Here is a 19,189-nt window from a genome sequence, read left to right on the forward strand (position 1 = left end):
GTAGGTAATTTATAGTATTAAACTAAATTTAAGTCAACGTTTAAATTTTTCTGATTTATAGGATTTAACTTAATTCATAATAAAATTAGGGGGTTGCTTAAAAATAAAAACGCTTGTAAATAACTACCTACTGGTCGATAATTTTGCTATTCCAATTGCATTAAATAAGTGATCTATTATTGCGCTAAGAAAATAGCGCAATAACAAGGCGAAAATTATGACATCTAGTTATTCTATATGAATAATTTTTAACGCAGTTAGTGAGTTGTTTAATGCGATACAATGATCATGTTTTAATAAAATTGGTATTACTGCAGATAGGAAAATATTAAAAGTGAGTAAAAAAGAAGCGTTATTAAAAGCAGCTGAAAACAAGGTGCGCCTTGGCGGGTACAGTAATTTTAGTTTTAGAGAGCTCGCAAGCGAAGTTGGAATTAAGAGCGCCAGTGTGCACTATCACTTTCCGACTAAGGCCGATTTAGGTGCTGAGCTTGCTCATCAATATACTAATTCTTTTTTAGCTGCGTTAGGCGAGCCAAACGAGCTTAAAGCAAGCGGTAAAAATCCTATTGATGTGTACACTCAGCTTTTTAGAAGTGCATTAGTAACCGATCGTAAAATGTGTTTATGTGGTTTGCTAGGAGCCGAAAGCGATAGCCTTCCAGATAAAGTACGCCTTGAAGTAAAACGCTTTTTTAATCAAAATTTAACATGGCTTAGCGCTGCGCATTTAGCTAATGGTGAACTCAACCCTACTAAAGCGGCTATTCAAACAGTGAGCTTGCTTGAGGGTGCTATGATGATAAGCAAAACGCTCGACGATAACAGTTACTTTGAACTTGCAACTCAGTAATACCTAAATTTAGTACACAAAAAAAGCGAGCTATTCATTATGAATAGCTCGCTTTTTTAATGCTTGAAATAACTTATGTGATTATTATTAAACCGCTGTTGGTTTAACTTTATGCTTAGAGTGCACAATAGCTAAAACAATTAAGCCAATCACTGTTACTACAGCGCCAATAGGTTTACCTAAATCACTTGATAAGTTAAGACCAATTGCGGCAGTACCAATATAAGAAACCGTTACCGCAGTTGCTATAACAGCAGGAACACTGGCAATCCAATGGAATGTACCACGGTCAAACAGGTACTTAGTGGCAAGCCATAATACGCTTGTAGAAAGCAGCATGTTTGAAAATGCAAAGTAGCGCCAAATTAATGAGAAATCGAGCTTCGTCATAAAGTACGCTATAGCAAGTATAGGCACCGCTACTAATAAACGGTTACGTAAACTTTGCGGAATATTAAACGCATCAACAACGGTTAAACGTAATGAGCGGAACGCTGTATCACCAGAAGTAATTGGGAAAACGGCTACTGCAATAATTGCCATTATACCGCCAAATACACCTAAGTAACTGTTAGCTACATGGTTAACAACTAAACCTGGACCACCTTGATCAAGCAATGCTTTTAAGCCCACGTAACCATCTGGGAACGCTGCAATACCAGCAAGTGCCCATACACAACCTACAATACCTTCACACATCATAGCGCCGTAGTAAACTGGACGTACGTATTTTTCGTTAGTTAAACAACGCGCAATAATTGGCGCTTGAGTAGAGTGGAAACCACTAATAGCACCACAGGTAATTGTTATAAATAACAATGGCCATGTTGGTAATCCATCAGGGTTTGGCTCTAAAAAGTCATGTGCGTGATCAGCTTCAAAGTAAGCTAAAAAGTCACTTGGTACCGGTAAGTGCGGCGCATTAATAAGTAATGAAATAGCAATTGCCACTGTCATTACAATCATTAGCGCACCAAAAATTGGGTAAAACTTAGTAATGATTTTATCAATTGGTAGCAAGGTAGCTAAAAAGTAATACGCTAAAATAGCGAGTACCCAAAAGGTATTATTTGCCAGTATTGTACCTTCAAAAAAATCAAGGTTACTTAGCAAACCTGCAGGGCTCATAATAAATACTACACCTACAAAAAACAGTAGCATGGCAGTAAATACAAGCATAAAGCCTTTAAATACGACGTTGTAATAATGGCCTGCGATTTCTGGTAGGCTTTTACCGTCTTCTTTTATACTCATTACACCTGAGAAGAAGTCGTGTACAGCGCCACCTAAAACATTACCCAGTACAATCCATACTAGTGCAACTGGTCCGTATAAAGCACCTAAAATTGGGCCAAATATTGGGCCTACGCCAGCAATGTTTAAAAACTGAATTAAAAATGCTCTTACTGGGTGAATGGCTACGTAATCCACACCTTCGCTAAAGCGTTTTTGTGGTGTGTCAGCAGTTGAATCCAAACCGGCTTGTTTTTCAACAAATGGGCTGTAAAACTTATAGCCCAGTATTAAAATAGTGAGGCAGATAAAAAAGATGATCATAAAGCACGTTTCTCTTTTTGTATTTTAGTTATAGAGCGCATTGTGTGTCGCCCCGCCTTTTCAATCCGTGAATAATCGACGAACAATAACAAAGCTTCAACCCTCAAACAATAAGACGTTTAGCTAATACAATAATCGATATAAGCCACTATTTACGCAACCTGCACACTTAACGCTCCACATTGAATATTTATTACACACGTCTTATTTTGGGCACAAAAAAAGCGGTTAAACTTTTACGTTATAACCGCTTTCACACACAATGTTTTTTAAAGTGGGTTCATAAACTCACTAATTTGTTGATGCGTTAAAGTAGGTGTTGCGCCAGAACTTTCGGCGACCATTGCTCCAACGGCACATGCAAAGTCAACGGCATATTGCGCGTCGTCGTTGCTACAAAGCTGATAAATTAACGAACCTAAAAACGAATCCCCTGCGCCAACAGTGTCAATTACGCTAATTAAATAACCTGAATTATAAAAATTCTCGCCTTTGATTGTTAATAAAGCACCGTGGCTACCTTTGGTTACACATAAGTAATCGGTATTTGTTTGCTGTGCTATAAACGCTAAATTTTGTTCAAGCGAATGAAACTTACAACCCATCGCTTTTGCTATTTCGTATAGCTCTTCATCGTTTAATTTAATAAAGTCTGCTTTATTCATTAAATCTACAAGTGTTTCTAGCTTGTAATGCGGTGCACGTAGGTTTACGTCAAATACTTTAAAGTTTGCTACATCAACTAGTTGATTTAATGTTGCCAGTGACGCTTCGCTTCGCCCAATTAGGCTGCCAAATACAAATACATCGCTACTTTTAACTTTACTAAGTAACTCATCAGTAAGCGCTATATTATCCCACGCAGTGTCTGCCACTATTTCATAACTTGCTGAGCCGCCACTGTCGAGTGTTACCTCAACCGTGCTGGTTTTTTTGTCACTATTAATAGCAATGTATTCGCAGCTTACGCCTTTGCTAGTAATTTCGCCTAGTAGCTCAGCGCCTAACTCGTCGTTGCCAACAGCGCTGATCATATCGGCTTTAATGCCTAGTGAGTTGATACGCACACACATATTAAGTGGCGCGCCACCTAAGCGTTTACCTGAATCAAAACAATCCCACAGCACTTCGCCAAAGCAGCTAACACTTACGTTTTCGCCTGATTTATGATTAATTAAAATGCTCATAATTAGTTACTCTTTTGATCAAGTACAGCCTGCATAATGGCTTTAATTTTACTATTAGGTGCATACAACGCAGCAATCGACTTTTTATATTCAGCAGTAAACGTTTCGTTATGCTCAAGCTTACCAAACAAGCTCGTTAACTTTAAAAGTGCAGACGGGCTAGTTTGAGTCTCTTGCGCGTAAGAATTAAGCTCTTTGTGCATCGCATCTTGAATTTCAAGCTTTTCGCCGTTTTCACTTAAACCCTTATCGCTGTATAAACACCAAGTTGCAATAACAAGCGTTGCCAGTGATACATCTCGACCTTGTACTAGGTTTTCGTTAATTGTGGCAATTAAAAACTTAGGCAGTTTAGCTGAGCTTTCACTACAGATACGCGCTAGGCTGTCTTTAATATTAGGATTAGCAAAACGCTCTATTAACGTATCTTTGTAGCTTTCAAGGTCAATGCCTTCAAGTGGTTCAAGATTTGGCGTTACTTCTTTATCCATAAAAGCACGCAGGTATGTGGCAAATAATTCATCCGATACCGTTTCATCAATAGTGCCATAGCCATGGATTGAACCTAATAAACCAAGTACAGAATGCCCTGCATTAAGTAAACGTATTTTCATGGTTTCATAAGGCGTTACATCAGTAACAAACTGAGCACCAACAACATCCCAATTTGGACGAGAGTCACTAAATGTGTCCTCTATTACCCATTGTGTAAACGACTCACAGGTAATTGGCCACTCGTCGCTAACACCATATGCATCAACCACGTAATCAATATCACTCTTTTTAGATACCGGTGTAATACGGTCAACCATCGCATTTGGAAACGATACGTTTTGCTCAATCCACTCACTTAGGTCTTTGTCTTGCTCTGTAGCAAAGGCTAAAAGCATTTTGCGTGTTACGTTACCGTTGTGCTGAATGTTATCGCACGACTGCACTGTAAATGCGCCTAAGCCTTGCTCTTTACGCAGTTTTAACGCAGCCGTAATGTAACCAAACGCTGTAATTGGGTCGTTCGGGTTATTAATGTCGTTAATAATATCTGGATTACTGTAATCAAACTCGCCCGTTGCAGGGTTAAAGTTGTAGCCGCCCTCGGTAATAGTAAGCGACACAATTTTAGTATCGCTGTGCGCTAACTTATTAATTACCGCTTGTTTGTCCTCTGGAGCAAACAAAAAGTCGATCATTGAGCCTATTACTTTGTTATCTATTTTACCGTCTGGGTGTCTAACAGTAAGCGTATAAAGGTAATCTTGCTGCTTTAAAATATCACGCAGACCACGATTACCCTCTAAAAGGCCAACACCACATATGCCCCATTGCTCAGAGCCTGGGGTTTTTAAAAGCTCGTTAACATATACCGCTTGATGAGCACGATGAAAACCGCCCACGCCAATATGAACAATACCGGCTTTAACTGCGCTACGGTCGTAGGTTGGTGTATCAACATGGCTTGGTAATTGAGCCAAGCTTTGTTGGTTTAGCCCTGTAACTAGAGCGTCAGTGTGTTGATGTTGCGTCATGGTGCGACCTTACTAAACAAAAATAAAATATAAATTACGATACTGTATTACGATAAGTAATTACGATGCTGTATTGAGTACTTTATGGCGTTTTAACGACCAGTACGCAGTAACAAAATAAATAACAGTACAAATAAAACAGGCTATTTCGAATTGCGATTTATTAGCGCTGTACATACTCATAGTTTCACTGAAAAACATCACCTGGCTGGCAAATATAAAAATAATAACCAGTGAAACCGTAGAAACCGCATTAAGTACTTTGGTAAATACAGAGCTGTCAATTACTGGCTTTGGAATGTCTTTAGCTTCAGCAGCTTGATATTCTTTAATATCACGTTGCTCTTGCTCTTCTGCTTCAATCTCTTGTGTGTAATCTTCAGCGGCGCCGTATTTTTTAGCTAAAAGCGTATAAATAACGATTGTGAAAATCCACGTAGGAATAAACAAGTAGTAAAACGACATTACATCAATTGCGTTTAAGCCAAAGCCAAACACAAGCGCTAACGCCCAAGATGCTATAGCCGGTACGCTGCGAGTAATGTTTTTATATTTAGCCCAGTAACGTGTTAGGCCAATTTTAGGAAATAACACATGTTCAGCAAACACAATGCCGCCTACTGGCACAACTAATAAGCCTGCGTAGGTAAGTAGCGGAAGCATTTGTGAAAATACAAACGGGAAACACGCAATAATCACGGTTACAACACCTACAATAGCGGTTGTGCGTTCACGTGATTGATTAACAAATATAGATTGTGCTGCAAGGCCTGCACGGTAAAGGTTTGCGTTAGCTGTAGTCCAACCGGCAATAATTACAATAACAAAACCAGTCCAACCTAATGCATGGTATGCAACATCGCCCGGATCAAGTGATGAAATAGTTGTTTTAAGTAATACCGCAACACCTGCGCCCATAATACCGGCAGAGATCCACGCTAAGTAATGACCAAAAAACATGCCCACACCAGAAAACAAACCATAGCTTTTGCGTTTAGCAAATCTAAAAATAGCCATGTCGATTAAACCAAAGTGAGTAATTGAGTTAGCAGCCCATGCAAAGCCAATCACTTCTAATAGGCCAATACCTTTTTCACCATCGGCATTGGTGCCCGTCCATATGGAGGAGTCGCCTATGGTCATAAAGTCGCTAAAGCTAGTTAAAGAGGTAGAACCTAATACGTGATTTGAAAGCTCAGGGAATAACGCGAACGAACCTGCAATAAATATAACAAATAGCCACGGCGCACACAGTTTCGAAAAGTCAGCAACCGTAGAAAAGCCATACATCGCAACAAACACAACAATAGAGCCAACAGCTAAAACAATGGCTACAAACCAAAAGCTATTTGGATACCAATCAAGTTGTGCAGGTATATCAAACAAAAACCGCACGGCGGTGGAGGATACCGTGATCATCGCGGCCGATATAACACTAAAAATAACCACGTTAGCCCAGTTATAGAGCTTGGTCATTGAGTTACCAGCGATTTTTTTTAAGTAGTTATATAAACTTAAGCGGGTTTCTACTGCAATGGGTGCAGTAATCAGCCACCAAGAACACATTGCTAACAGGTTACCTATTAATAAACCCAGTAGAATGTCGATGGTTGAAGCGCCTAATGCAACAAACGTTGCACCAATAACAAATTCAGTAGCCGCAACATGTTCGCCAGCATATAGCCCTGCAAAATGTTTCCAGCCGTGAAGCTTATTATTAGCAACAGGAAGTTGCTCTTCGTTTACATCTTTAAATGTTTGTGTGTGTGGACTCGTTGCCATGGTATTTCCTATTGTTAACAGCAAAAGATTTAATACCTAAATACTTTGCCTTTTATAATTTGGCTTATAAACGCATGATGTTTCGCCATGTCTTGTTTTATTTTTAGTAAAGCAAAACCATCTACATTTATATTTTGCGTTTGCTTGCCTGTCAGTGTGTAAGGCGAGCAAATCACGTTTAAAACTTTGTTTATTTAAAAAGCCGCGTGTTTACTGCTTTTTAAGTGCAGGGTATGCACTAAAAAAATCTTGCCAATGCGGTAAATGATCAACATTTGGGTAAGCACTGTGCACATGATTAACAGAGCCTTGCATATGTTGCCCACCGCTGTAATGCAGTACTTGCATGTTGGCGTCGATTCCTGCATTTACGCCGGCTTTACTGTCTTCAATCACTAAACAATGCTCTGGCTTTACACCCATTTGTTTAGCTGCATGTAAAAATAAATCGGGTGCTGGTTTGCCACGCTTAACTTCGCTGCTGGTAAAAACCGTATCGCTAAAGTACTTACTTAAACTCACTACGCTCAACGCTTTTGCGGTGCGTGCTGGGCTGCTGCTAGTAGCTATACAAATAGGCACAGCTAAATTGTTAAGTACGTCTTTTATACCGTCAGTCGTGGTTAGCCCGGTTTCAAATTCGTTTAACAGTGCTTCGCGGTAGTCACCTTCAAAGCTTTCAGGAAGAGTGACATTAAATGCATCCGCTATTTTTTGGCTTACTGTTTTAAAATTGCAGCCTAAAAAGTGTTGCTGTACATAAGCACGGTCAATATCAACGCCTTTTTCAACAAGCATATTAATGAGTACTTGTGCGCTTAAAATTTCGCTATCAATAACAACGCCATCACAATCAAATATCACTAGCTCAATGTTAGTATTCATCTTGTCACCTTATTAAAACTGTTTGGTTTAGCTAATTTAAGTATAACGAGTTAAGCGCGATTAATATTGTGCAGCTTTTTAGTGTAACTCAATAATGAGCATAAGCCCATCGATTGAGCATATTCCCTTTATTGCACGAATATGTCAACACACTGTAAGTATAAAACGCACCAGCTTGGTGAAAATACACTCAGATAAAACTAAAAACCTTTGTATTTAATCAACTTTATAAAAGCATATTGCGACCAAGGTCGTAGTAAAAAAATTCCGTTAACGTAAAAAGTGCTCCTGTTAATTTATTTCATCTGTTTTACAAATCACATCAATCTAATTAATCAGTTTTACCGAAGTTAATAAAGTCAATACTATCGTTAACAGATTAACAGCCTGCACCACTGCCGGCACTTTTAAATAGATGAGGTCGACAATGAATACTCAAATAAACAAAACAAAATTAACACTAACTGCACTAGCACTTGCAATGGCATTACCGGCAAGCGCAGCAACAACACTTACTAAAGATAACGGCGCAGCTGTTGGCGACAACCAAAACTCGATTACTGCTGGCGAACGTGGCAGTGTATTACTAGAAGACGTACAACTAATTCAAAAACTACAACGCTTTGCACGTGAGCGTATTCCTGAGCGTGTTGTTCATGCCCGTGGTGTTGGTGCACATGGTGTGTTTGTAGCATCTAAAGAGTTAGACGATTTAACAATTGCAGCCCCTTTTTCAGAAGTAGGTAAAGAAACAGACGTATTTGTTCGCTTTTCATCAGTAATTCATTCTAAAGGCAGCCCAGAAACATTGCGTGACCCACGCGGCTTTGCAATTAAGTTTTATACTGATGAAGGTAACTGGGATTTAGTCGGCCTTAACTTACCGGTATTTTTTATACGTGATGCGATTAAATTTCCAGATATGATCCATTCTTTGAAACCATCTCCGGTAGATAACATTCAAGATCCTAACCGTGTATTTGACTTTTTCTCACACGAACCAGGTTCTACACAAATGCTAACGTGGGTTTACAGCGACTACGGTACACCAGCAAGTCTTCGTAAAATGGACGGTTGGGGTGTACATGCATACAAAATGATTAATAAATCGGGTGATGTTAAATACGTTAAGTTTCATTGGGTAAGCCAACAAGGCATTGATAACCTTGACGCAAAAGAAGTAGCAAAGGTGCAAAGTAAAGATTTCCAGCACTTAACTCACGATTTATACACTGAAGTTAATAAAGGTAATTTCCCTAAATGGGATCTGTACATTAAAACGCTTGATCCATCACAGCTTGATGACTTTGATTACAACCCGTTAGATGCAACAAAAATGTGGTTAGATGTAAAAGAAGTTAAAGCGGGAACACTTACGTTAAACCGCATGCCAACTAACTTTTTCCAATCGACGGAACAAGTAGCTATGGCGCCATCAAACATTATTCCGGGTATTGAGCCTTCAGAAGACCGCTTATTACAAGGCCGTGTATTTTCTTACGCAGACACACAAATGTACCGCCTAGGTGCTAACCACCAGCAATTGCCAATTAACCGTGCAAAAGTTGAAGTAGTTAACTACAACCAAGACGGCGCAATGAATATTGGTAACACTACAGGCAATGTAAACTACCAGCCAAGTCAAGAAAACGTTGCTGAAAACCCAATTGCACGTAGAAGCCAAACCGAGCTTAAAGGCTACGTACAGCAAGCCGCGATTAAAAAGCAACAAAACTTCGCGCAAGCCGGTGTTTTATACCGTGGTTTTAGCAAGCAAGAACGTACAAACCTCGTTAATAACCTTGCAGGCGATTTAGGCAAAGTGCAAAACAGCAATGTTAAACACAAAATGCTTAGCCACTTTTACAAAGCAGACAGTGAGTACGGTACACGTTTAACTAAAGCTGTAAACGGCGATATTAAAATGGTTAAACAACTAGCAGCTAACTTGTAAGTAGCTAGTTGTAATTAACTAGCTGTAAGTAATCAGTTGTAAAAATTAGTCCCAACTAAGCAAGCTGCTATATAAGCAACCACAATTATGAGGAAGGGATAACCCCCCCTTCCTCTTTTTATAAGAGACAATTGTTATGCGTAATTTATTAATTATAGTCGCTCTACTACTGAGCTTTACCAGTAACGTTTACGCTCAAAATACCCCAAGTACACAAACACCCAGTACGCAAGTTGAAAGCCAACATTCTGCAAAAACACAATACCAAAGCTTATTTGCTTATTACTTTGCCGCAGCTCGTACAAACGATACAGCCGTAATAGAGCAATTTGTAGATGCCGGTATTCCTATCGACAGCTACAACAATAAAGGTTACACCGCATTAATGATTGCCACTTATCATGGCAATAAAAACACGGTAAACACGCTTTTGCACTTAGGCGCTAATGCCTGTTTAGAAGATAACCGAGGTAACACAGCGCTTATGGCTGCTATTTTTAGAGGTGAATTTAGTATAGCTAAAACACTTGTATCACTTGATTGCGACAACGCGCATCAAAACAAAGCAGGTCAAACGGCAGAGCAATTTGCACAAACATTTGGTCAACAAAAAGTTATAGAGTTACTAGCACAGGTAAGTAATGCAAAATAATCTGCACGCAACAAAAAGCCCTAAAATAATAGGGCTTTTGATTTACTAAATATATGTTCAAATTAAACGTACTTACTCTAAAAACAGTGTGTTTATTAAGCTTTCTTGTTCTTTTCCAGCTTCATGTTTTAATGCTCGTATAAAATCCATAGAATTGGCGGGACTGTTTGGATAACCATGATTTTCCCAAACCAACTTGAGCGCATTAATAATGGGTTCATCCCCAATAGCAGCGCGTAGCTTAGCAAAGACAATAGTTGCTTGCGAATATTGGTCAAAGCTTTGTGTAGCATCAACTAAGGCTGATCGCTCCTTTATGTTCATCAGCATACTTTGCTCATAGCGTGTTGTTTCATACTCAACCAGCGCTTGCATTGTTGCTTTCCCATAACGCTGCTCTATAACAACAAGCTCAATATACTTTGCCATAGACTCCACTAAAAAAGCGCTATCTGAAAATACCCCATTACCAATATCATGGCCAAACCATTGATGCGCGGTTTCATGAACCGCACGGCGATAGCGTTGATCAAAGCCTGCATTAGCGCTTGGCTTTGATCTAAAACCAACACTGTCTTCAATAAGTATAAGTTGCGGCAATGCATAACCTGTAGCACCAACACTAGGCGAGCCTATTAAACTCAATTGTTTTGCTCTATAAGGGCTTATATTATTAAGCCATTTTATTGTATCGCCCATTGCGCTAAGGTTTACAGCTATAGACTCCGCTCGTGCTGGCTCGTTTTTATCTTTAGCAAACACGTTTAATATCACGCCATTTTGCTGTTTGGTAACAGGGGAATAAGGCACCGTCACCCAAGCTGGGATTGCATTTATGGGTGTACGAGTCTCAAAATGAAATATTTCGCGGTCATCTTTGCTGGTACGTGATATTTCCTCTCCTTGGGTTATAACCTGATAACCCCTTGTTGTACTCACTTTACTCGACATAGTAAGCCACTGGTAATGAGTACTTGCTTTCGCCGTTTTAGCAAATAGCTTCGTGGGTCTAATCACCGACTTCACTTTAAGTGCGTGTTGCTGACGAAGTATAGGATCGGTTAATTCATAATTATCTTGATAGCCAACAGTCGGCAATAAAGGCGCTGATCGTATATAGCTAAATTCAGAGGTTATTATCTGATGGCCTCTTACTGGCCAAAGCTTAGCTTGATGAACATCAAACCGTGTAACTAGTTTACGTATTTCTCCTGGCTGCATTTCATTCTCAAACTTAAACACAGCTTGATTAAGCAAGGGAAAGCTTTTAGCCCTTTGCGCGCCATCGATTTCAATATCGGCCCATTTATAAAAACCAGAGCGCCCAACCAATATCTCTTTAATAGGGGCTTGATGGGTGTTTTTTAAGGTATATATTAAGGAAAAATGAGCTTGCTGCTGATGCGGATAAAAGTCTACATTAGCATCAATGTGCATAATGCTTGGCTGTGCTACATTGCGCCATTGTGAGAATGCTTTTTCGTATTGTGCTTTAAATGCCTCGCGTTTATGCGAGTTGGTTAAAGGCTTCTCCTCAACCAGTCTTAAATGTAATTGAGTAAATAGCGCCACAGTGATAAGTAAAGGTATAAGTAACCAAAAATGTTTAACCCCCATTACTCTTCGGCTCAACCCGGCACCTCGGTGATTAAAAATCCCCGTAATTATAACTAAACTTATACACGCAACTAACCAAACTGATATATAAGGCCAATAACTACTTATACTTGCACGATAACCCCAAAAGTTATCAGGTGCCTGCAAAGGCGTCCAACCAACACTCCACAATGTATGCGTAAGACCAAGATAAGTCATTATCGGTGTAAATTTGATCAGTAAAATAACAGCAATTAGCAAACCCGCAATAAGCTGCGAACGACACAAATTAAATACACACAAAAATACACACGCAATAATGGCAAGCACAATTGCCATCAAAAATAAAATGGTTAAATGTACTTCAAATTGATATGCACTGTGTAAAAACCACTGAGCTGCACTTGCCCCTAATAAGCTCATTGTTAAAAAAACCAATATCATAGTACCTAGGACCAATAACTGACTGTTTAAAAAGTAATATGTTTTGAGCGGTGTAGCAGCGATCAGCTCAGCTATATTATAGTATTTAGCAAAGCAGCTTACTTGCCAGCTCCACAAAGCCATTAATAAAGTGCCAAACAACAATTGCATATCAAATGCATAATAGCTAATTGCATCAAGGCTTGTGGTGCTCATAACACTCATTGGTTCAACATAACCAGACGACGAGGCAACACTATTAAAAACCATCACCGGCCAAACAAAAATAATCAGTAAAGTAACAGGGTGTGAAACCAAATTAACCAGCGTAGTTTTGTATAAACTGGCCATCATCAAAAATGGCTTTTGCGTGACTCTCGCTGTTTTATATTCAGCGGGTTTTAACGTGTTGTAACGAATGTATTCGTTAGTATTTTTAGTTTTTTTACTCTTTAATAATGTGTGTTTTTTATTTTTACTAAAAGTAATATAAAAAATACCAACAGCAAGCATACTCACAACAACGCGATTAATAGCAAATGAAGCCCCTAATGAATTGGTTAAACTGTTTATTACGGCAGTGTATGCAAAAGGGTCAAGCCAAACAAATAATGTATAAAAGCGATTGCTTATAATACTACTTCCAGCAAGCATTGGATTTCCGGTAATACTTGCAAGCATTATGTAGCCTATCCACAACACCGTAAAAACAACATAATTGGGTAATGAATTAGCTGATTTATGGCAAACAAAAAAGGCAATAACAACTAAAAAGCAGCTATTTGGTAACAATACTAAAAAGCTATTAAATACAGTAAAATAAACCACATTTGGTATATAGCCCAATTGCCTTACATGCATGTATATCATTACTAAATCGCTAATTAAGCTGATAATAAAAACCAAGAAAATCAGTAAGCATACTCTTGCTAAACTGCGCTTAAATAAACTAGTTTGCGTAGCATAAATAAGCTCCTGCATTGACGCGTGCTGATCTCGTAAAAATATAACGGGTGCCAATACTCCTACAAGCACAGGTAACTGCATCATTTGTAGCATTGTAATATTTAACTTAAATTGTTTTAACGAATCAACTTCAACTGCTGCAAGCCCAGAGGACAACATAACCGCAAATACCAAAGGGATAATAATGCACAGCCAAACAAGTGGTTGGCGCACTGCATATCGCCACTCATTAAAAATTAACATGTTTGACTTCCTTCATTAAGTGCAAAAAAGTACTTGTCTTGAAGCGTAGCGGGCGAATTTATTGCATTGTGTGCAGGAGCCGTGTCTGCATACACACGAAATGACGCTCTACCATAGCGATGGCTCTTACTTAATACATGCTGAGTTGGTATGCCCGTAGGTAAACTTTCGAGCTGCCAAATCTTACCTTCTAAAGGAACTAGTAACTCTTTTACGTCACCGCTTTGTATGAGTGCTCCTTGATCTATAATGGCCACGTAGTGACATAAATTTTCTACATCTTCAACAATATGGGTCGATAACAATACCAACCTATTTTGACTAATACTAACGAGTAAATTGTTTAAACTTTCTCGCTCCACGGGATCAAGCCCAGCAGTGGGTTCATCCATAATAATTAGCTTTGGGTTACCTAACAAAGCCTGAGCCACACCAAAACGCTGCTTCATTCCTCCCGAAAAATTAACGACCTTTTTATTAGCAAACTGAGTCAAATTGGTTAGCTCAAGTAAACTATTAATTTGGTTTTTGCGTGCATTACCATCTATGCCTTTTAATACGGCAATATGCTCAAGTAACGCCCGACAACTCATATTGGGATACACACCAAAATATTGTGGTAAATAGCCTAGCTGCGATCTAAGCGCATCTGGTTGGCTAATCACATCAAGGCCATTAAAATTAATATGTCCGGAGTCGGCATTTTGTAAACACGCGAGTGTGCGCATAAGTGTTGATTTACCCGCTCCATTAGGGCCAAGTAGACCGACCATACCGGCGGGTAGAGTGATCGTCACATCATTCAAAGCCTGCGTACCATCTGCGTATTTTTTGTTGATATTTTTCAGTGTAAGCATTAGTTTCATCCTTAATTGGTATAGCACCAGCTTAAGAAAGCAAGTCAATACAAGCGAGAAAATAATGGTTAACGTATTGAAATAAATGATGAACATAAAAAAGTAACGTTGGTCATTTAAATATGACCTTTCATCATTTAAATAAACGGCCTAGTATGCTTAAAACGGTTACTAACCCTATGAAATAAAATAATTATTTTAAAAATAAATTATGATTGAAACAGTTTTATGGATAAACTAGCGCGCTCAGCGTAGTGAATTGTGCAAAGGTAATGTTTAAAATAAAAAGACAATTTTATCTAAGCGTACCCGCTCAGAAACTATAATAAAAACGGAGTCACATATGCAGCAAGCCAATACACCAATATGGCAACGCTTTAGCATTACCCAGCTAATAATTTTTTTACCGCTAATAGCCGCTATTATGCTCGACTCTCATATACGCTTTTTGTCATCACATATGGATTCAACTAGCCAATATCTGGCTATTAATATTCAACTTTTTTTACAGTGTATTCCCTTTTTTATTGCCCATGCGTTTGCATATCGTTTATTACTTACACCCGCAATCATAGTTTGGCTGTTAGGCTTTTTAGCCTATCCATCTCTCTTGCTAGTATTTAATAACCAACTTCTTAACTTTTCGCAATGGCAATACCTTGATGCACAATGTTGGACACTGTGCGCATCTGCAAGTGGTATATGGCTTATTACTAAACGCACTAATAAAAATAACAATGTGTTGAGTAATAAATGGCTTAAATCCTTGTTTTCACTTGATACAGTCGTGTTTATAGTACTTTTAGGTTGGGCAATAGTTACATCAAGCATACTCAATACGCACACTGATCCTATGTTAAACCAGCCTATTGAGCCTGTTATTGATGTTTATAAAGTATTCACACAGTTTGATACTTTTTTGGGTTACCTTTGGCAAATTACTGTTTGTGCCGGATTAGTATATGGAGTGTATTTATTAAATAGATATTTATTAATACGCTACGTATTAACCTATCATGGCGTATTAATATTTTTGTTTGCAAGTTTAATAAGCCTCGTTGTACTTACACCTATATTAACATCGTGCTTGCTACTGTTACCTATTAACGATTTACCCTCAGGCATTGCTAACTTAACACCAGGCGGTAATGATAATATTTTCAGCCCTGAAAATTATCAGTTCGTATTTTTGTTTTTAGCTATAAGCACACCGATTATTTTAGCGTTTGAACGACAGCAACAACACGTTCAAATTAGCAACATTGCCCAGCAACAAACAAAAACAGAGCTAATGCTACTTCAGCAGCAAATTAACCCTCATTTTTTATTTAATACATTAAACAACCTTTACGCGCTGACATTAAAAAAAGCAGATAATGCACCAGATCTTGTTATGCAATTAGCTAATTTACTGCGTTACAGTGTTTATGAAGGCCAAAAAGCACAGGTGAGTTTAGAAAAAGAAATCAATTACTTAAAAGGTTTTATTGCATTACAGCGTTTGCGAAGCGCTGAGCGCTGCAACTTTGATGTGCAATGGCCTGAACATCAACAACACTATTTAATTTCGCCGCTACTGTTAATAATGATTTTAGAAAACGCGATAAAGCATGGTGTAGAGCCCACGTCACAAAAAGTAACGGTTGTGTTTAAAATCACCATGGCCGATAACATACTAACGCTATTTTCCTCTAACCCTATTCTACCTAATAACAATTCAGAGCATGGGATGGGACTTAACAATTTACGCCGTAGGCTAACTCTTTTATATCCAAATAAGCACACATTAATTATTAATGAAAATAAAAACCTTTGGCAAACCACACTTAAATTGGAGCTGGCTGCATGCTAAACACAATAATTGTTGATGACGAGCCGCTCGCGCATGACGTTATACTGCATCATTTAAGTGCCCATAAAGATATTAATATAAGCGGACAATACCTTAACGCTAAAGATGCATTATGTGCTTTAGCCACATCATCTATTGATTTGTTATTTTTAGACATAAACATGCCCGAACTATCAGGGATTGCATTACTAAAAGTGCTCGCGAATCGACCACAAGTGATTATTATTAGTGCGTATCAAGAATATGCTTTAGCCGGTTTTGAACTAGACGTAACTGACTACCTACTAAAACCAGTCTCTGCGCAACGCCTTGAACAAGCACTCAATAAAGTACGGAAAAAAAGAAAACACATAACGCTAAATCCCAAGGCACCTCTGACTATTACGCTTAAAATCGATCGTGAAAAACATAAAATTCAATTAAGCGATATAGACATGTTTGAAGCGTATGGTAATTACGTAAGAGTATGGCAAGGTGAAAAATCATTACTTGCAAGCAGTACTCTCAAATACATATTGCAGGAACTTGATACTTCATTTATTCAAGTCCACAAATCTTACGTGATTAACAAAAATAAAGTTGTTGCGTTAAGTAATGAAAGCGTTCAACTAGCATCAGGCGTGTCAGTTAAAATTGGCAAGTCATTTAAACAACAAGTGCGCGACATTATTTAATTTAAGCTCGGTTAAAGTTCCCCCTTTATTTAAAAGCCCTAATGCTTTAGGGCTTTAGGGCTTTAGGGCTTTAAATTATTTTACCTTTAAAAAGTAGCGTTACAATTTCCAATTCATTATTTTAGAAGCACGTTAAAAACGATACGTTACTGAAGCACCTAACGTTTGAGGATTCACTACCGCAACATAACCCGTTGGGTAACGACCACTTGCAGGCTCAACTGACGTAAATGCTTCTTCATCTAATGCATTATTAATAAAAGCACTCACCAACCAATGATCGCTGTTATAGCTTATTGTTGCACGCGTAATTGTATAACCTCCGGCAACACGCTCTTCTGTATTAGTTAAATCGCCATAGTAATCGTCTACATAATTAGCGCTCACATTTAACTTTAAGCTATCTGTAAACCAATGCGATAAACCTAAACTTGCAGTTAGCTCTGGTGCTGAGTTTAATTCGTTACCCACTGCATCTGAATAAGTCGCTGATTCATCTATTTTAGTTTTTAATAAACCTAGCCCTGCATGTAACTGCCATTGCTCACCTAGCATGCTATATGCTTCAAGTTCTAAGCCATAGCTATGCGCATCGTCAATATTAGTGATTTTTCGACTTGAGCTTAAAGCTTGATAACCATTAAAGTTATTGTAAAAAATATTAGCACTAATATTTAAATCACCATTATTTAGTACGCTACGCGAGCCTACTTCATAGGTATTTACTGATTCTTGCTCGTAGTAATAGTATTCTTGTGCAGCAAAATCTAAGGCACCACCACCAGCGTTATAACCACGACGAGCACTTGCCGATAAGGTAGTGTTATTAGTTACTTTATATTGAACAGCTACCGTAGGTAGTTTTATCGTATTAGAATTATCTAATTGCTCAACTAATCTGCTGCCACCAAAAGCCATATCAAAATTACGAAGTTGTTCTTCACGCTCAACTCGCAGCCCCGCTGTTAACGTAAGCTCATTTGTTAACTCAAAGCTTGTTTCGCCATAAATTGCTTTAGAGTCACTACTATCGTCACCAAAATAATTGGTTGCACCAACGCTTTTAAAGTCTTGTTCACGGTCAAAATAAGCAATACCTACAAAACCCGAATAAAAATCACTATTTAAGCCAAAATTTAATTTACTATCAATTGTGATATTTTTTTCATCCATAGAAATATCAGACTCCGCACTGGCAAGTGCCTCATATGCTTCAAAGCCCCAGTCATAATCCATATAAGCGAGTAATATATCGAACGAAAAGTTATCATTTATTTTATAATCAATATTTACCTGGGTCGTGTCTGACTGGGTATCCATATCGCGCTGAAATAACGGTACATAATCAAACGGTTCATCACCTTCAAAGTACTTACGACCTGTATTACCCTCTTCACTGTAGGTAGAGTAAGTTAGCTGTACAGCTAAATCGGTCGTTGGGGTATACAGTAATTTTGCACGCGTACTACTGGTATTAAGCTGATTTAAGTTTTTATCTGTTGGATTGGTTTCATGTATCGTTGGGTTGCTAAAGGTTTCACCATTTACATATTGAGTAGATAAACGAAATGCTAGTACATCCTCAATTAAAGCCCCCGAAACAACAGCGGCTGTATCAAGGTAACTATCTTGATTTCTATACCCAACGCGTACAGCACCTTCAAAATCTTGTGTTGGTGCTTTGGTTGTCATATAAACTGCACCACCAATGCTATTACGACCATTGCTAGTTGACTGCGGTCCACGGTATACCGCTATTTGATCTATATCCCACAAACCTGTATCACCGGTTAAATCAGCTACAAATGGCTGACTTACACCATCAACAAGCGTTGATACTCTTGCTTTAGAGCCTCCACTAAATGAGTTAAAACCTGTTGCACCACCATTACCCGACACACCGCGCATATCTGGCACGGCTCCAGTAAGTACCACTACATTTGCCATTTCTGCCAAAGCTTCTGAAACCGAACCTAGTTGTCCATTTTCTAATAGTGACTTATCTACCACTGCAACCGATGTAATCGTATCTTTGAGTGACCTTTCGATTTTTTCGCCTGTTACAATAATTGTATCTATTGATTCTCGACTTGTTTCATCAGCAAATGCATTACTTTGAGCCAATAACAAAGAGCTTGTAATCAGTAGTGAAAGTTTATTAGGCTTAAATGAAGCTACCACA

13 protein-coding genes are annotated in these 19,189 nt (G+C 38.5%); 5 read left to right on the forward strand and 8 right to left on the reverse strand.

What is annotated here, in order from left to right:
- The first annotated feature begins 334 nt into the window (after nt 1-334).
- Complete coding sequence (locus GQR52_RS15245) at nt 335-853, forward strand: TetR/AcrR family transcriptional regulator (RefSeq protein WP_101163235.1); 519 nt, start codon at nt 335-337, stop codon at nt 851-853.
- A gap of 87 nt (nt 854-940) precedes the next feature.
- Here the strand turns inward: GQR52_RS15245 and GQR52_RS15250 are convergent, their stop codons facing one another.
- The 5 genes from GQR52_RS15250 to GQR52_RS15270 all read right to left on the reverse strand — a co-directional run bounded on the left by GQR52_RS15250 (nt 941) and on the right by GQR52_RS15270 (nt 7,790).
- Nucleotides 941-2,410 carry a carbon starvation protein A gene (locus GQR52_RS15250; RefSeq protein ID WP_165728992.1) on the reverse strand — a complete coding sequence of 490 codons (1,470 nt, stop codon included), beginning with the start codon at nt 2,408-2,410 and terminating at the stop codon, nt 941-943.
- A 269-nt stretch (nt 2,411-2,679) separates the two neighbouring features.
- Nucleotides 2,680-3,597: a carbohydrate kinase gene (locus GQR52_RS15255; RefSeq protein ID WP_007584308.1), complete on the reverse strand. Its 918-nt coding sequence runs from the start codon at nt 3,595-3,597 to the stop codon at nt 2,680-2,682.
- 2 nt (nt 3,598-3,599) lie between these two features.
- Complete coding sequence (locus GQR52_RS15260; protein ID WP_165728993.1) at nt 3,600-5,123, reverse strand: mannitol dehydrogenase family protein; 1,524 nt, start codon at nt 5,121-5,123, stop codon at nt 3,600-3,602.
- A 60-nt stretch (nt 5,124-5,183) separates the two neighbouring features.
- Nucleotides 5,184-6,905: a hypothetical protein gene (locus GQR52_RS15265; RefSeq protein WP_165728994.1), complete on the reverse strand. Its 1,722-nt coding sequence runs from the start codon at nt 6,903-6,905 to the stop codon at nt 5,184-5,186.
- 210 nt (nt 6,906-7,115) lie between these two features.
- The gene (locus GQR52_RS15270) at nt 7,116-7,790 is read right to left on the reverse strand and encodes an HAD family hydrolase (RefSeq protein WP_165728995.1); all 675 of its coding nucleotides are present in this window, start codon (nt 7,788-7,790) and stop codon (nt 7,116-7,118) included.
- A gap of 427 nt (nt 7,791-8,217) precedes the next feature.
- Here GQR52_RS15270 and GQR52_RS15275 point away from each other — a divergent pair, with 427 nt between their 5' ends.
- Both GQR52_RS15275 and GQR52_RS15280 read left to right on the forward strand, forming a co-directional pair.
- Nucleotides 8,218-9,744: a catalase gene (locus tag GQR52_RS15275; RefSeq protein WP_165728996.1), complete on the forward strand. Its 1,527-nt coding sequence runs from the start codon at nt 8,218-8,220 to the stop codon at nt 9,742-9,744.
- Nucleotides 9,745-9,880: 136 nt separating this feature from the next.
- The gene (locus GQR52_RS15280; RefSeq protein WP_165728997.1) at nt 9,881-10,396 is read left to right on the forward strand and encodes an ankyrin repeat domain-containing protein; all 516 of its coding nucleotides are present in this window, start codon (nt 9,881-9,883) and stop codon (nt 10,394-10,396) included.
- A 72-nt stretch (nt 10,397-10,468) separates the two neighbouring features.
- Here the strand turns inward: GQR52_RS15280 and GQR52_RS15285 are convergent, their stop codons facing one another.
- Nucleotides 10,469-13,624 carry a M1 family aminopeptidase gene (locus GQR52_RS15285; protein WP_240914484.1) on the reverse strand — a complete coding sequence of 1,052 codons (3,156 nt, stop codon included), beginning with the start codon at nt 13,622-13,624 and terminating at the stop codon, nt 10,469-10,471.
- Nucleotides 13,618-14,481, reverse strand: coding sequence for an ABC transporter ATP-binding protein (locus GQR52_RS15290; RefSeq protein WP_165728998.1), 864 nt, complete (start codon nt 14,479-14,481; stop codon nt 13,618-13,620). Before GQR52_RS15290 ends, GQR52_RS15285 begins: the two co-directional genes overlap by 7 nt.
- Before the next feature lie 343 nt (nt 14,482-14,824).
- On the opposite strand from GQR52_RS15290, the gene GQR52_RS15295 reads away from it, so the two are divergent.
- Both GQR52_RS15295 and GQR52_RS15300 read left to right on the forward strand, forming a co-directional pair.
- Entirely contained in the window at nt 14,825-16,333 is a 1,509-nt protein-coding gene (locus GQR52_RS15295; RefSeq protein WP_165728999.1) for a sensor histidine kinase, read from the forward strand.
- The gene (locus tag GQR52_RS15300; RefSeq protein WP_165721710.1) at nt 16,327-17,007 is read left to right on the forward strand and encodes a LytTR family DNA-binding domain-containing protein; all 681 of its coding nucleotides are present in this window, start codon (nt 16,327-16,329) and stop codon (nt 17,005-17,007) included. Before GQR52_RS15295 ends, GQR52_RS15300 begins: the two co-directional genes overlap by 7 nt.
- 132 nt (nt 17,008-17,139) lie before the next feature.
- On the opposite strand, the gene GQR52_RS15305 is transcribed toward GQR52_RS15300, so the two are convergent.
- Nucleotides 17,140-19,188 (reverse strand): TonB-dependent receptor, encoded by a 2,049-nt coding sequence (locus GQR52_RS15305; protein WP_165729000.1) that lies wholly within the window; start codon nt 19,186-19,188, stop codon nt 17,140-17,142.
- Between the last annotated feature and the right edge of the window lies 1 nt (nt 19,189).

The organism is Pseudoalteromonas sp. 31A1, from assembly GCF_011378815.1.
GTDB classification, from domain to species: domain Bacteria; phylum Pseudomonadota; class Gammaproteobacteria; order Enterobacterales; family Alteromonadaceae; genus Pseudoalteromonas; species Pseudoalteromonas arctica.

Coding starts and splice junctions, on each gene's coding strand:
- GQR52_RS15250 (WP_165728992.1), bottom strand. CDS start 2,410: ATGATCATCTTTTTTATCTGCCTCACTATTTTAATACTGGGCTATAAG.
- GQR52_RS15255 (WP_007584308.1), bottom strand. CDS start 3,597: ATGAGCATTTTAATTAATCATAAATCAGGCGAAAACGTAAGTGTTAGC.
- GQR52_RS15260 (WP_165728993.1), bottom strand. CDS start 5,123: ATGACGCAACATCAACACACTGACGCTCTAGTTACAGGGCTAAACCAA.
- GQR52_RS15265 (WP_165728994.1), bottom strand. CDS start 6,905: ATGGCAACGAGTCCACACACACAAACATTTAAAGATGTAAACGAAGAG.
- GQR52_RS15270 (WP_165728995.1), bottom strand. CDS start 7,790: ATGAATACTAACATTGAGCTAGTGATATTTGATTGTGATGGCGTTGTT.
- GQR52_RS15275 (WP_165728996.1), top strand. CDS start 8,218: ATGAATACTCAAATAAACAAAACAAAATTAACACTAACTGCACTAGCA.
- GQR52_RS15280 (WP_165728997.1), top strand. CDS start 9,881: ATGCGTAATTTATTAATTATAGTCGCTCTACTACTGAGCTTTACCAGT.
- GQR52_RS15285 (WP_240914484.1), bottom strand. CDS start 13,624: ATGTTAATTTTTAATGAGTGGCGATATGCAGTGCGCCAACCACTTGTT.
- GQR52_RS15290 (WP_165728998.1), bottom strand. CDS start 14,481: ATGCTTACACTGAAAAATATCAACAAAAAATACGCAGATGGTACGCAG.
- GQR52_RS15295 (WP_165728999.1), top strand. CDS start 14,825: ATGCAGCAAGCCAATACACCAATATGGCAACGCTTTAGCATTACCCAG.
- GQR52_RS15300 (WP_165721710.1), top strand. CDS start 16,327: ATGCTAAACACAATAATTGTTGATGACGAGCCGCTCGCGCATGACGTT.